The sequence below is a fragment of the Rhizobium sp. KNZ14-9A genome (assembly GCF_056755015.1).
Genome location: NZ_JBPGXB010000004.1, coordinates 1067863 through 1081313, shown reverse-complemented (window position 1 = coordinate 1081313; position 13451 = coordinate 1067863). Strand labels below are relative to the sequence as shown.

The 13451-nt window shown below is 57.2% G+C and carries 14 protein-coding genes; 5 read left to right on the top strand and 9 right to left on the bottom strand.

The genetic code is table 11. From position 1 onward, the window contains the following. The first annotated feature begins 5 nt into the window (after positions 1 to 5). Positions 6 to 821 carry a septum site-determining protein MinD gene (gene minD / locus ACR9ZQ_RS35255; protein WP_310382694.1) on the top strand — a complete coding sequence of 272 codons (816 nt, stop codon included), beginning with the start codon at positions 6 to 8 and terminating at the stop codon, positions 819 to 821. After that, a complete protein-coding gene (minE, locus tag ACR9ZQ_RS35250) occupies positions 818 to 1075 on the top strand; it encodes a cell division topological specificity factor MinE (RefSeq protein WP_007823242.1) in 258 nt (85 codons plus the stop codon). The genes minD and minE overlap by 4 nt, the downstream gene beginning before the upstream one ends. Positions 1076 to 1164: 89 nt before the next feature. Here the strand turns inward: minE and ACR9ZQ_RS35245 are convergent, their stop codons facing one another. From ACR9ZQ_RS35245 to ACR9ZQ_RS35220, 6 genes are all read right to left on the bottom strand, one after another. After that, a complete protein-coding gene (locus ACR9ZQ_RS35245; protein ID WP_310382695.1) occupies positions 1165 to 2052 on the bottom strand; it encodes a MurR/RpiR family transcriptional regulator in 888 nt (295 codons plus the stop codon). Between the two features lie 50 nt (positions 2053 to 2102). Next, positions 2103 to 3131, bottom strand: coding sequence for an ABC transporter ATP-binding protein (locus tag ACR9ZQ_RS35240; protein ID WP_481430084.1), 1029 nt, complete (start codon positions 3129 to 3131; stop codon positions 2103 to 2105). Next, positions 3128 to 3877 (bottom strand): glycerophosphodiester phosphodiesterase family protein, encoded by a 750-nt coding sequence (locus ACR9ZQ_RS35235; protein ID WP_481430083.1) that lies wholly within the window; start codon positions 3875 to 3877, stop codon positions 3128 to 3130. Before ACR9ZQ_RS35235 ends, ACR9ZQ_RS35240 begins: the two co-directional genes overlap by 4 nt. Before the next feature lie 24 nt (positions 3878 to 3901). Then, a complete protein-coding gene (locus ACR9ZQ_RS35230) occupies positions 3902 to 4711 on the bottom strand; it encodes a carbohydrate ABC transporter permease (protein ID WP_481430082.1) in 810 nt (269 codons plus the stop codon). After that, the gene (locus ACR9ZQ_RS35225) at positions 4701 to 5570 is read right to left on the bottom strand and encodes a carbohydrate ABC transporter permease (RefSeq protein ID WP_439017877.1); all 870 of its coding nucleotides are present in this window, start codon (positions 5568 to 5570) and stop codon (positions 4701 to 4703) included. The genes ACR9ZQ_RS35230 and ACR9ZQ_RS35225 overlap by 11 nt, the downstream gene beginning before the upstream one ends. 63 nt (positions 5571 to 5633) lie before the next feature. Continuing rightward, complete coding sequence (locus tag ACR9ZQ_RS35220) at positions 5634 to 6893, bottom strand: ABC transporter substrate-binding protein (protein WP_481430081.1); 1260 nt, start codon at positions 6891 to 6893, stop codon at positions 5634 to 5636. A 313-nt stretch (positions 6894 to 7206) separates the two neighbouring features. Here ACR9ZQ_RS35220 and ACR9ZQ_RS35215 point away from each other — a divergent pair, with 313 nt between their 5' ends. The 3 genes from ACR9ZQ_RS35215 (at position 7207) to ACR9ZQ_RS35205 (ending at position 10372) form a co-directional block, all read left to right on the top strand. After that, positions 7207 to 8271, top strand: coding sequence for an acyltransferase family protein (locus ACR9ZQ_RS35215; RefSeq protein WP_481430080.1), 1065 nt, complete (start codon positions 7207 to 7209; stop codon positions 8269 to 8271). A gap of 275 nt (positions 8272 to 8546) precedes the next feature. Beyond that, entirely contained in the window at positions 8547 to 9743 is a 1197-nt protein-coding gene (locus tag ACR9ZQ_RS35210; RefSeq protein WP_481430079.1) for an acyltransferase family protein, read from the top strand. Then, on the top strand, positions 9743 to 10372 hold the full coding sequence (locus ACR9ZQ_RS35205; RefSeq protein ID WP_481430078.1) for an SGNH/GDSL hydrolase family protein: 630 nt from the start codon (positions 9743 to 9745) through the stop codon (positions 10370 to 10372). The genes ACR9ZQ_RS35210 and ACR9ZQ_RS35205 overlap by 1 nt, the downstream gene beginning before the upstream one ends. A 72-nt stretch (positions 10373 to 10444) precedes the next feature. Here ACR9ZQ_RS35205 and ACR9ZQ_RS35200 read toward each other — a convergent pair whose 3' ends face one another. From ACR9ZQ_RS35200 to ACR9ZQ_RS35190, 3 genes are read right to left on the bottom strand one after another with little or no spacing between them, the layout of a single operon-like run. Continuing rightward, complete coding sequence (locus ACR9ZQ_RS35200; RefSeq protein ID WP_113320089.1) at positions 10445 to 10996, bottom strand: serine O-acetyltransferase; 552 nt, start codon at positions 10994 to 10996, stop codon at positions 10445 to 10447. A 19-nt stretch (positions 10997 to 11015) separates the two neighbouring features. Further along, the gene (locus ACR9ZQ_RS35195; protein ID WP_439017882.1) at positions 11016 to 12452 is read right to left on the bottom strand and encodes an oligosaccharide flippase family protein; all 1437 of its coding nucleotides are present in this window, start codon (positions 12450 to 12452) and stop codon (positions 11016 to 11018) included. Positions 12453 to 12503: 51 nt separating this feature from the next. Continuing rightward, positions 12504 to 13319, bottom strand: coding sequence for a glycosyltransferase family 2 protein (locus ACR9ZQ_RS35190; RefSeq protein WP_481430077.1), 816 nt, complete (start codon positions 13317 to 13319; stop codon positions 12504 to 12506). Between the last annotated feature and the right edge of the window lie 132 nt (positions 13320 to 13451).

Below are 13451 nucleotides of genomic sequence, written 5' to 3'. Positions count from 1 at the left end.
GGGATATGGGAAAAGTCATTGTTGTAACCTCGGGTAAAGGTGGCGTTGGCAAGACAACCTCGACTGCAGCGTTGGGGGCGGCGCTGGCGCAAAGGAACGAGAAGGTTGTCGTCGTCGACTTCGACGTCGGTCTTCGCAACCTCGATCTCGTCATGGGTGCCGAACGTCGGGTCGTCTATGACATGATCAATGTCATCCAAGGCGATGCGAAGCTCACCCAGGCTCTGATCCGCGACAAGCGGCTGGAGACACTATTCCTGCTGCCGGCATCCCAGACCCGCGACAAGGACTGCCTCACCGAAGAAGGTGTCGAGCGCGTCATCGGCGAGCTGAAGAAGCATTTCGACTGGGTCATCTGCGATAGCCCGGCCGGTATCGAACGCGGCGCAACGCTGGCGATGCGGCATGCCGATGTTGCTGTCGTCGTCACCAATCCGGAAGTTTCCTCGGTGCGTGATTCCGATCGCATTATCGGTCTTCTGGATGCCAAGACGGAAAAGGCGGAGCGCGGCGAGCGCATCGAAAAGCATCTGCTTCTGACCCGCTACGATGTCACCCGCGCCGAACGCGGCGACATGCTGAAGGTGGATGACGTGCTCGAGATCCTGTCGATCCCGCTGCTCGGCATCATCCCGGAAAGCATGGATGTGCTGCGTGCTTCCAACCTCGGCGCTCCGGTGACACTTGCAGACCAGAACAGCGCTCCGGCAAAAGCCTATTTCGAAGCAGTCCGCCGCCTCAACGGTGAGGTTCTCCCGGTGACGGTACCAGGCGAGAAGCGAGGTCTGTTCGGTAAGATCTTCGGACGGAGGGCAGCATGAGCGTATTCGATTTCTTTCAGAAGAGGAAAACCGCGCCGGTTGCGCGCGAACGCTTGCAACTGCTTCTGGCACACGAGCGTATGTCTCCCGGTTCGGATCTCGTCTCTCTTCTCAGGGAGGAGATCCTTGCCGTTATCGCCAAACACGTCGAGATCGAGGGCGATCGCCTGCAGATAAGGATTGATCGTGGCGAGAACGTCTCGATCCTCGAAATCGACGTCGAGATCCCTGCCAAAGCCGCCCGGGCGGCATGAGGTTCGAATAGACTATTCGGGAGACCGAAATGTCTCCCGGATAAGTCATCGTGATTGCCATCGTGATGGCACACGGCAGAATTCTGTTGCTACAGGATCACCGGCGATAGACCGCAGTCCGCGCGAAACGCCTTGAAACCACTGAGCGCACGCAGCGAGCGGCCGTCATCGATGGCAGCGAGGTCGAGAATGACCGCGTTGGCGATCGTCATGGGAACGACGAGCGATTGAGACTCGCCGGCTTCCCCGCGGGAAACCGAGATCTGACGGTCGGGTGCGGGATCGATGCGGGCGCTGAGCAGATCGGTTAGCGCCAGGACCTTGGCGCCTCTTTCTGCGGCAATCTTCCTGATCTGATGGATGAGCGGCGAGGCCTTGCGGAAAGCGAGCAGCCAAACGACATCGCCAGGTCCCAATGTCGCCAGCGCTTCGGCGATCAGATGCATCTGGCCGGCGAGATCGACTGCCGGATAGCCTGAGCGATTGAGCCTCAGCGCGATGAGTGAGGCGAGGGCGGCAGAATGGCCACGCCCGAAGACGAAGACCCGGCGGCAATCGCGCAGCACGTCCGAAAAGCCTCTGACATCGGCGTCGGAGACGGCGTTGCGCACCTGCTGGAGGGCTGCAATCTCGCTATCGAGAACGGAGGAAAGCACGCCGCCGTCTTCCGCCCGGACGAGACGGGCGGCCATGCGGGCGGCCGGACTTTCGAAATCGCCGCCTCCTTTGATGAGGCTCGCCTGCAAGAAGGTGCGAAATTCAGGATAGCCTTTGAAGCCGAGGCGGCGTGCCAGCCGCACGGCTGAAGCCGGGTGCACTCCGGCGCGGAAGGAGACGGCCTTGCCGTTTTCCATCGCCGCGCGGATCGGGTCCTGCATCATCACGTCGAGAAGGCGCGTGTCGGCTTCGGTAAGCTTTGTCGAGTTGCGGCTGATAAGATCGCCGAGAAGCTGCGGAATTTCGCTCTGTCTTTCCATTGCATCACTTCTTGCGGTGCCGCTTCCGAGGTAGGAGCGGTCAACGGCGTCTAAATTAGATCGACGCGGCTCCCGCTCTGGTTATCGAAAAACACCGCCTGGTCAAGGTCGCACATGACCCAGAAGTTGTCGGCATGGCGCGGCACGTCCTTACGCGAACTGGTGAGCGTGATGCGCCCGGCCGGGCTGTCGCAGTGCAGGATGATATCAGAACCTGTCATCTCTGACAGCATGAGCCGCACGGGTAGGGCGGGTTCCGCCGGCTCTTCGGCACGGATCGCCATGGATTCGGGTCTTAATCCGGCGGTCAGCCCCCGCCGGCCCTGCCAGCCGGGAAGATGTTCGACAGGCAGGAAATTCATCGCGGGAACGCCGAGGAAGCCCGCGACAAAGCGGTTCTGCGGCTGGTCATAGATCGCTTCAGGAGTGTCGAACTGCAGGAGATCTCCGTCCTTCATCACCGCAATCCTGTCGGCCAATGAGAGTGCCTCGGTCTGGTCATGCGTGACATAGACGATGGTGGCGCCGAGCTGGCGGTGCAGCTCCTTGATTTCGGTGCGCATGGCGACGCGCAGCGCGTTGTCGAGGTTCGACAGCGGCTCGTCCATCAGGAAGATGGAACTGTTGCGCGCCATGGCCCGGCCCATCGCCACACGCTGACGCTGGCCTCCGGAGAGCGCACCCGGCTTGCGATCGAGGTAGGGTTCGAGCTGCAGTGTCTTGGCCACACTTTCAGCCCGCGCATTGCGCTCGGCCTTGGGCATGCCGCGCAGTTCCAGGCCGAAGGCAATGTTTTCGCGCACGGTCATGTGCGGATAAAGTGCGTAATTCTGGAAAATCATGGCGATATCGCGATCCTGCGGCGCAAGGTCATTCGCACGCCGTCCGCCGATTTCGATATCGCCCTCTTCGCAGCGTTCCAGCCCGGCAATGAGGCGCAGGAGCGTGGATTTGCCGCAGCCCGACGGGCCGACGATGACGACGAACTCGCCCGACTTGATATCCATGGACACGCCGTGCAGGACTTCCGGCCCGCCGGGATAGGACTTTCTGATGTTGCGAAGGGTGATGCCGCTCATTGTGCCGCCTCCACCCCGAAGCCGTTGCGAATGGCAATCGCAAGGTTCGGCCGGTCCGTTGTGAAGACCTTGACGCCGAGCGCCAGCACCTTTTCGATCTGCCGTGCCGAATGGGCGGCCCAGCAACCGAAATCGAGACCGGCTGCCATGATTTCGGCCTTGAGAGCGGGATCGGCGGTATCCACATGGACGCCGATTTCGGGGATGTCATGTGCCTTCGCGACTTCGATCACAGCCCGGGTCCCAAGCTGACGCAGCACTGGCGGGCTGACGAGCCAGAGCTTCGGCCGGCTCGTGGCCGCCGACAGCGCATCCTGTAATTCCACCAGAAAGGAAGAGAAGATCGTCCTTTCGAGCATGTTATGGCGCGCAAGCGTTTCGACGACGCGGGGCACGAAGTTGTCGTAGGGGCGGCCATCGACGCCAGGCTTGATCTCGCATCGAAAATTCACCTTGCTGTCGGAATAGATCGCGCAGAGTTCTTCCAGCGAGATCGGATGTCCGCCGGCGCCGTAATTGATGACGGCGGCGCGAACCTCTGCTTCGCTCATCGCGGCGATCGCCCCGCTGCGATCCGTCGTACCGTCAAGCGTTGCGTCGTGATGGATCATGATCGCGCCATCGGCTGTCGGATGGACGTCGAATTCCACCTCTTCCAGCGGCATTTTTGCCGTTGCGACGAAACCTTGCGGCGTGCTGTCGCCGAACTCCAGAGTGCCGCCGCGATGCGAAGCGATGCGTGTCATTCTATGCTTGTCCTTATTCATGATCTATTTGATCGCGCCGAGCGTGATGCCGCGTACGAGATGGCGCTCGACCAGCAGGAAGCCGAGCAGCACGGGCAACATGCTGAGGGTGCAGGCGGCCATGACGAGCGGCCAGTCGACCAGGCCTTCGCCGGGATTGATGCGATAAAGGCGGGCAAGGCCGATCTGCAGCGTGTAGAGGTCTTCCTTGCCGACCGCGACGAGCGGCCAGATGTAGTTGTTCCATTCGGTGATGAAGATATAGAGGCCCATCGAGAAGATGGCTGGCCGTGCGATCGGCACGATCACCCGCCAGAGCACCTGCAGCGGTGTTGCGCCATCCATATAGGCGGCTTCGTCCAGCGCTTTGGGGATGCCCTTGATATATTGGCGCAGAAAGAAGGCGGCAAAGCCGTTCGAGATCGCCGGCAGGATGAGGCCGGCATAGGTATCGAGCAGGCCGGCCTTGGCGAGTGTCAGATAATTAGGGATCAGGCTTATATGGCTCGGGATCATCAGCGTGGCGACGGTGGCGCCGAAGAGCAGGTTGCCACCGCGAAACCTGTAGCGTGCAAAGGCGAAGGCAGCCATGGTCGCGACCGTGATGCCCAGCAGCGTCACCAGGCCGGAGACGATGATGCTGTTCAGAAGATAGCGAGCGAAATTGTACTCGGTTACGGCACGAACATAGTTGTCCAGCGTGAACTCGTACCTGCCCGTGTAATAGGATTGCACCGTCTCGAAGGACATCCAGATCGAATAGAGCACGGGCGACAGGAAGATCAGTCCGGCAAGCAGCGCGAGGCCGGTGACGATCGGGTTCTCAAGCTTCATAGTGGACCCTCCGGCCGATGACGAGGGATTTGATCAGCGCCAGCACGATCAGGAAGATGAAAAGCAGGACGGCGAGCGCCGACCCCCTGCCGATGTCGAAGAGGGTAAACCCCACGCGATAGAGCAGGTTGACGAGCATGTCGGTAGCACCTGCAGGGCCGCCATGGGTCATGATGTTGACGATGGTAAAGACCTGGAAGGCCTCGATCACGGAAATCACCAACAGGAAATAGGTGGTCGGCATGACGAGCGGCACGGTGATCCGGCGGAACACATGGAAGCGCCGGCCGCCATCGACGGCGGCGGCATCATAGAGCTCCTGCGGCACGGCCTGCAGGCCGGCGATGTAAATGACGATATCGTAGCCGAGCTGTTTCCAGGTATTGACGAAGATCAGCACCCACAGAGCAAGCTGCGGATCCTGCAGCCATTGCACCTTGCCGAGGCCGAGCGAGGTCAGCGCGGCGTTCACCATGCCGTAATCGGTGGCGAAGACCCAGGAAAAGACGACCGCAATCGAGACGGTCGATGTGACGGAGGGAAGGAAGAGCGCCCCTCGCAAGAGCCGCGAGGGCAAGGTTTCGCGCACGAGATAGCTTGCGACAGCCAGCGCCAGCGCCAGTCTGATCGGTACTGAAATCAGCGCGAAGATGGCGGTGACTTGCAGCGAGTTCCAGAAGTCGCGGGAATTCAGCAGCAGGCGGTAATTGTCAAAACCGACAAAAGGCATGGTCGGCGACAGGAAGTCCCAGTGCCGGAAGCTGAGGTTCACGCTGGTAATGACGGGAATATAGGTGAAGACCGTGATGAAGAGCATCAGCGGTGCAACGAGGAGATAGGGTGTGAGTTTGCGCAACATGGGACCGAAACAGTTGAGACGACGGGCCGTTCAAGGCCCGCCCTCTTGACTTGGGGGAGAGGCTTAGTTGCTGGAACGCTTGGCTTCTTCTCGGGTCTGTTCAGCGAAGTCCTTCATCGTGTCTGTGACATCGCGCTGGCCGAGTGCCATGGCTTCCCACATCTTGTACTCGGTTGTGCGCATCCAGGTGACGACAGGCGGGCGAGCACGGCCATGGGCGAATTCGAGCTGCTTGATGGCGACGTCGATACCCTGCTTCTTGGCAAGTGCTTCGGCGGCAACCGGCTGGGAGGCGCTCTTCTTATTGATCGGCAGGTAGCCGGTCGCGGCAAACCAGATGGCATTGGCTTCCGGCGAAGCGGCGTAGCTGATGAACTTGTAGGCAGCGTCCTGAACGTCCTTCGGTGAGGTCGACAGGATACCGATACCGGCCCCGCCGATTGGAACGGAGCAGACCTTGTTGCAGGGCATCGGGCGGACTTCGAGCTTGTCGCCGAGCGCCTTTTTGGCGCCACCATAATCACCCGTCGAGTTGAGCGAGATGCCGACCTTGCCGGCGAAGAAAGCGTCGCGGCCGACATCCTCATCGGTGACGCCATCGGGAGAGGCGACCTTCTGGTCATGAACCAGCGACGCCATCCATTGATAGGCTTCGATCGTGTTCGGCGAGTCGAGCAGGATATCGTTGGTCTTGGAATTGATCAGTTCGCTGTCGTTGGACATCACGAGACCCCAGCGAGCGAACTGGCCGGGGGCCGCAATACCGCTGATGCCTTCCGCGCCGAGCTTCTCGGTGATTGTCTTCGAAACGGCAAGAATATCTGCGAAAGTCTTCAGCGAGGGTTCCGTCGTAAAGCCGGCACGCGCCAGGATGTCCTTGTTGTAATAAAGGACCGGCGTGGAGGAGTTGAACGGCACGATGTAGTTCTTGCCGTTGTAGACGCCGACCTCACGCGCGTAGTCGTAAAGGTCGTCCTTCAGCGGGTCGGCGTTGAAATAGGGCGTGAGGTCGATCAGCGCGCCGCGGTCGGCGAAGAGACCGTAGCGGGTGACTTCCATGATGACGGCATCAGGCGCACGGTTGGCGGGGATGGCCGCCTGCAGCTTGGCAACGATATCATTGTAGTCACCGACGAATTCGCCTTCGATATGGAGGCCGGGATTGGCAGCTTCGAAATTGGCGATGATCTTGTTCAGCGCCTCGCCGGAGGATTTGCTGAAGCTGTGCCAGAACTTCACGGTCGTTTCGGCATGCGCCGAACCGACCATGGACATCAGGCCGACAACGCTGGCTGCGACCGTATTCTGCAATTTGTTTGACATAAATTTTTCCTCTGCAAAAAAAATTGCATTCCGTTTCAGCGACGATTAGCGCGCAGACGCGACAGCTTCTTGAAGGCTGTGTGAAGTTTTGGTGACGGTGGGAGGCGCGGGATGGATGCTCGCCTAGTCGTCACCTGGCGATGCTGCATCCTTGCGCATGGAAGAGCCTTCATGTGGAAAAAGTCGCACCGCACTGCCGCTGTTCTCGGGGTGGCTTTGTGTGCACTGCGGTAGATTATGCTTCCAAGGTCACCGGCGACATGATATCCCGCTGTCTGCCCGTCTTTCATCTTCAAGTGCAAACAGAGATCATATGCCCCAGCAAGAAGACACGGCGAATGCGTCGCAGATGAATGCAACCCAACAGCCCGCGGCCAGACCGCAACGGAAATGGCTGGCTGATATCGAACGTCTCAAAGGATTGGCTATCATCCTCGTCGTCTGGGGGCATACCTACGACGCGGCTTTCCCTGTATGGGCGATTGATCTGCGACAGGCGATCTATGCTTTCCACATGCCGCTCTTTATGTTTCTGAGCGGCTATGTCTTCGTCTATGTCGGTGCTCACAAGCTGAAGGGTTCACTAGCGACCTATACGACGAAACGCGCAAAGCGGCTGCTTATTCCGTTTTTCATCATGGCGGCGATCGTCATTTTCGCAAAATTCTTCGCAGGGCAGTTCGTCTCGGTCGACAAGCCCGTTAACGACCTGATGCTCTCGGTTCAGCATGTCTTCATCCATACCGAGCAGAGCCCGTCGATGTTCGTATGGTACCTGATCGTCCTCTTCTATTTCTCGATCTGTACGACATTCTTCTTTTCGCGCATGAATGTGAGCTTGAACATCCTGTTTGCAGCTTCGATCATCATGTTCGGCCTGCATGTGCTTATGTTCTATAACGATGCGATACTGGACTATGTCTACATCAATCGCATCTTCATGTTTTATGCGTTCTTCATGGCAGGCTGCGTTGCCTGCCTTCACAAGGATTCCTGGGAGGCTTTCGTCGATCGGTATTTCATTCCGGCCGTCGCCGTTTTCCTTGTCCTTCTCTATATCTCGTTCAATTCCGAATGGCGTTACTTCCTCGTTGGTATGACGTCTCTCGTCGTTTTCCACGGGCTGATCCGCTCGCGGCTTTGCAATCAGAGTCGCTTCCTGGAATTCATTGGCCAGAACGCCTTCGCCATTTATCTGCTGAACACGATTTTCGTCGGTGGCGTGAAGGTCGTTTTCGGACGGTTTTTCTCTGTCAGCGATCAGGCACTTCTTCTCCTCGTTGGCGCGACGATTGCAGGCGTCGTGGGGCCGATCATCGTCAAATATGTGATTAGTCGTATCGGCTCGTTGCGGCCGATCGCAGCCGCCATGGAATGAGAAAAACGTGCGGTCAGACTTCAGCTCGACCGGCTGAATTGATGTGCCCTCGCGAAGGAAATCCAGGCTCAGCGGTCGTTATTCTCCAGGAAGCAATCCGGGAGAATCTGCGGAACAGGATGTCCGGTGTGAATGGCGGAGTTCGAGGCCAAAGGGTGAGTTATGTTGGCAGGGTGTTTTCGGTTGCTACTCTTGGCTCGATTGAATAGAAAACGCGCGAGCGTTCTATCGCTCGTCCTTCGCAAAGGGCTTCCGAACCGCGTGCTGCCGGGAACGTGCTGAACACGATAACTTGGCAACAGAGCATCAGGTTCATTTTCCAATTTGCTATAAGCGCGCAAGGAACGAATATGCACGAAATCTATCAAAGGGTATTTGGTGCTGCCAAAGGGATTAAAGGTCTCGACGGCTTGCGGGCGATATGCGTTCTCTTTGTACTTACCGACCATGCCGGACTGACCAAAGTTCAGGAAACGGGCACTCTTGCGGTCTGGGTGTTCTTTGCCTTGAGCGGCTTTCTCATCGTGCCGATCCTCTTCAAAGCGCGGCAGCGGGTGGAGGCGGGCACATCCGATGGTCCGACCGAGATCGTTCTCTTTATGCGCAATAGAGCTTTGCGAATATTCCCGATCTATTATCTGACACTTGGGCTGATTTTCCTGTCGACGATGACCTTGGTTTCGGGGGACAACGTCGATAAATTCTACGGCAGCATCGGTTGGATTCTGACCTATACGACGAATATTTACATCGGCTTCGTCAGGCACGACTGGCTGGGGCCATTATCCCATCTGTGGACCCTTTCCGTAGAGCAGCAATTCTACGTATTTTTCCCGCTTCTGTTCATTTGGCTGCCATCGCGATTCTGGCGATCCGGCATGCTGATCTCGCTGCTTGTACTGCTTGTGGTTTCCTGCTGGTGGGTATTCGACGACGAGCTTAAATTCCGCGTGAATTCGCTGTCGGGTTTTTATGCCATTGCGGTAGGCGGGCTTTTTGGGCTTGCTGCCAAGCGGCTTGGCTCCATCGACTTGCGATTTTCCGGTTTACTGATCGCCGGTCTAGGCATCGTCCTGGTGCTGCAGCATCTCTATTTCATCCTGCATGGCCATCCCAACGCCGCCTTGATCATCGCGCCGCTCCTGTCCGGATTGCTGATCATGCTTTTGGCAGTCTGCCAGAATTCGACCGCCACCCGGTTTCTTGAGATCCCATTGATCCGCGGTGTCGGGGTTGTCAGCTACGGTTTTTATCTCTTTCACAATCTCCTCCTCGGTCCATCCGGGCGCCTTGTCGCGCTGTTGACGGGGATGCGGGAAGGGACGGCCTTCCAGATCGTCCAGATAGCGACCGCCTTCATTCTCACGATGATCGTGTCGATCATTTCCTTTATCTTCTTCGAGGAAAGGATCATGCAGTTGAAGAAACGCCGGGCGTCATCTGCGGCTGTGGCTGCCGGTTCCAATGGCTGATGAGGTTCTCTGCCGGCCTCCTCGTTATCTTTCTTTTGTCGGTCGCTGATGTGGCCGCGGCACCTCTCAGGATTGTGACGTTCGGAACGTCGTTGACTGCGCGGGGGGGCTGGCAGGCAAGCCTTGAAGAAGGTCTTGAGCGCTGCCTTCATCGCGCGGTTGACGTTGCTATCGTGGCAAAGAGCGGGGCGACGACGGAATGGGGATTATCTTCGGTAGAACGCGTAATTGCCGAAAGGCCTGACATCGTGCTTGTCGAGTTCTATGCGAATGATGCTGCGCTGAATCGCTGGATGAGCGTCAGCCGCAGCCGCGGGAACTTCTCGACCATTCTTGAAAGGCTGAAAACCGGGCTACCCGATGCTCGGATCTACATGATGGTAATGAATCCGATGTCGGGTTTAAGGGGTGCGCTCAGGCCCTTTCTGAGCAGTTATATTTCGGCTCATCGCAGCGTCGCGGCCGAACGGAACGTTGTAATCATCGATCACAGCAACGGTTGGTCGATGTTGCCAGCGGAGGAATTGTCGACGGCAATACCGGATGGGGCTCACCCTGTTGCTTCGACTGCAGTCAAGGTTATGGTGCCGACGATTGTCAAGGCGATAGCTGGAGCATGTGCCGAGTGAATTCGCTCCGCCGGCAAGACAAACGCGCGCGAACCGGTTTAGCTAGTTCATCCGTGGATTGGTAATTGCAGCCTATCGGTCCTGGTGTTCAATTGCGGTTGGAGTCTTGGCCGTATCTGGTGTCTTTCGATACTTAATTGCTGCCGGTACGCCGACTGCGATCGCTCCAGCCGGAACGTCTCTGACGACGACCGCGTTCGCGCCGATGACAGCACCTTCGCCAATGACGACGGGGCCGAGAATTTTTGCGCCGGCACCCACGTCCACGCCATTGCCCAGGATCGGCACTTCATTCGGTTTATCGGCCGATTTATTGCCGATCGTCACCCCTTGCCGAAGGCGAACGTCGTCACCGATCCGTACTTCGGAATGAATGATAATTGAGCCGAAATGCTCGATGACGCATCGAGAACCAATCTTCGCATTCGCTCCTATGTAAATTCCGAAAAACACTTCGGAAAATTTTATAAGGAAGAAATGCACGATCTTTAGCGGTATGCGTATCGGCGCAAATTTGATCGAACGGACGGTGCTTCCATATCTGTGGAAAGCAAGTGCCCAAAAGCCCTGCGCAATCAAGGCTCTCTTGTGGCTTCGATAATCTTGGGCAATTTCTCTAAACATGACGCGCTCTCCTCGGAAATTACGCTTGTTTCCAGGCTCTAATTTTTCTTGCTTTGTTCAGCCAACTACGCAGCGCGTCTCGATCAAGCACCCCAATACCTGCGACATAAACGATCACGAAGAGGGGGGCCAGGATTATCGCCCGCAGCAACGCGGGCGAGGCGGGCATCGCATAGGCTCTTACCAAATAAACCACGGCCAGGCTGGCGAAGGATGCCAGGAAAAACGCGCCACATTTACCGAACATCGTCTTCAGTGAAACGTGGGTTTTTCGCGATCCGTAAACTATACCTATCGATATGACGACGATGTGGCAGCAGACGTATACTGTGACGAGCGTAAACACGGTGCTGTGCTGAAGCACCGTCAGTATGATTGCAATGAGCACTGCCGCGCAAACCTGCATGCGCAAAACGATGCGTGGCAGGCCCCACGCGTTCAGCATGACCTCATTGCTATAACCGATCGACTGGGCAGCGCCCAAAATGGCGGCAGGGAACATGATGAGTTCTGAATCGATCCCGTTACTTCCAAAGCAAATTCGCGCAATTTCCGGAGAAAGCGCCGCGATGGAGATAAAAGCGGGAGCGGAAATCATCGAAAGCGAGCGCAAGCTTGAGTAGAACGCTTCCTTCATTTGCGGAGGATTATCGACCAGACGCGATAAATGAGGAAGATTGACGTCCACCATCACGGCCGTCAGCATCTGCGCTATCACGGCTGGAACGCGCGATCCCATGATGTAGAGCGCGAGCGCTGCCGGCCCGAAGAAGATCGGAATAACGATCTCGATCATTCGCAGTGATGCATAGTTCAGGACGCGCGACCCGAAGATGCCGAAGGCGTAATGGAGAATATGCCCGATTCCAGCGAATTGGGGCGCCGCCGGCCGCAAGACCACCGGATACCATAGGAAGACGACATTTATCACCGTCGTCGCCAGGAGCTGGCCAACCATGCTGTAGACGCCGAAACCTAGGAATGCCATTGCCAGGCCGGTAAGAGCGCCGACGACGGTTGATGCCAGAGAGCGAAAGGCGAGGCGCTTGAACTGAAATTCCTTGCGCAGCAGGGCCTGCGGGACATAGCCGAAGCTGTTCAGAACCAGCGACAACCCAACGAGCTGCAATACCGACTCAATACCGGTAACGCCAAGAAGATTGCCGATTTCGGTCGAGAAAACCGTCAGCAAGGCATAAATGGCGAGGGCAAGAGCGAAATTCAGGATCAGAATGCTCGTCGCAATTCCGCGTGTGACGTTCTGCGTTCGAACGATGGCATCACCAAAACCATTATCGGCAAATAATTCGGTCAGCGATACAAGTGCATAGGCTGCCGCGAACATGCCAATTTCGGTTTTATCGAGAATACGCGCCAGCACGAAAAAAGTGATGATCGTGCCGAAGCGCGGCCCCCAATTGCGAACAGCCGACCATATAACGGAACTGCGATTCATCGGCGCCTCGTTTTACCATTAAACGGAGACGTCAAAGGCCCCTTCCTGCGACTAGGCATTCCGCACCGCAGCAATATAGCTTGATAGCGTCAACTTGCCGCTCGCGACCAATGATACTCCGACAAGAAGTTTGCGTATGAACGCGATGATGCCGGGGAGGCTTCGCGTCTTGTGAGCGGCAATGGCGTAAAGCGTGCCAGGGAAATATTTCGGCTTGAGGCTCGAATCGTGATCCCGGTGTCCGACCAGGGCGGCATCGGTGAAAAGAGTGCCGCGGGCCAGGTAGAAAGCCCGAATTGCATAATCCGTGTCCTCGCCGCCGTTCAGACGCGCGCCGACACCCAGTGCCTCGTCGAATATCTGCAACTCGGGCAGCAATCTCCCACGGAAGAAGAACGTGTTCGACGACGCTCGCGATATCACTTTCTGCAAAGCAGGTTTTTCCGTTGTCAATGCGCTCTTTGTCTCCGGAGTCGAGCTATAACGGCAGAACCAGAAATCAATCTCCGGCTTATCGCGAAAGAGATTGGCGACCAGGGTCAGAAATTTCTCGGGATACCAGCAATCGTCATCGGGGAAGGCATATATGCTGTCGGTAGTGACGACGCCGGCTTTCACGACCTCTCGAATAAGCAGGTTGCGGGCCGCCGAGAGCGAAATCTGATGATTGATTCGCCGTGTGCTGATCCAGTCCGGAAACTCGGGATCGGCGGCATCATCGGGAACATTCTGCAGAAGAAGATACAGATGGACGTCTATCGATGGGTCTTCGACCTTGGCACGCGCAATCGAGTCAACCATCCTCTGGAGGTGCTCGGAGCGGCCTTGCCTCAGATTGCTTGTCGAGAAAAGCGTAATTTTCGGCATGACTACTCTATTGTTCGGGAACATGTCAGTGGAGCTGGAGCCCCCAGCGAGCGGCTCGGCTGGCGACCCCCATCTTGCGGTGCAACATAGACATTGAGATCTGGGTTGAAAAGTAGAAAATAACCCATACGG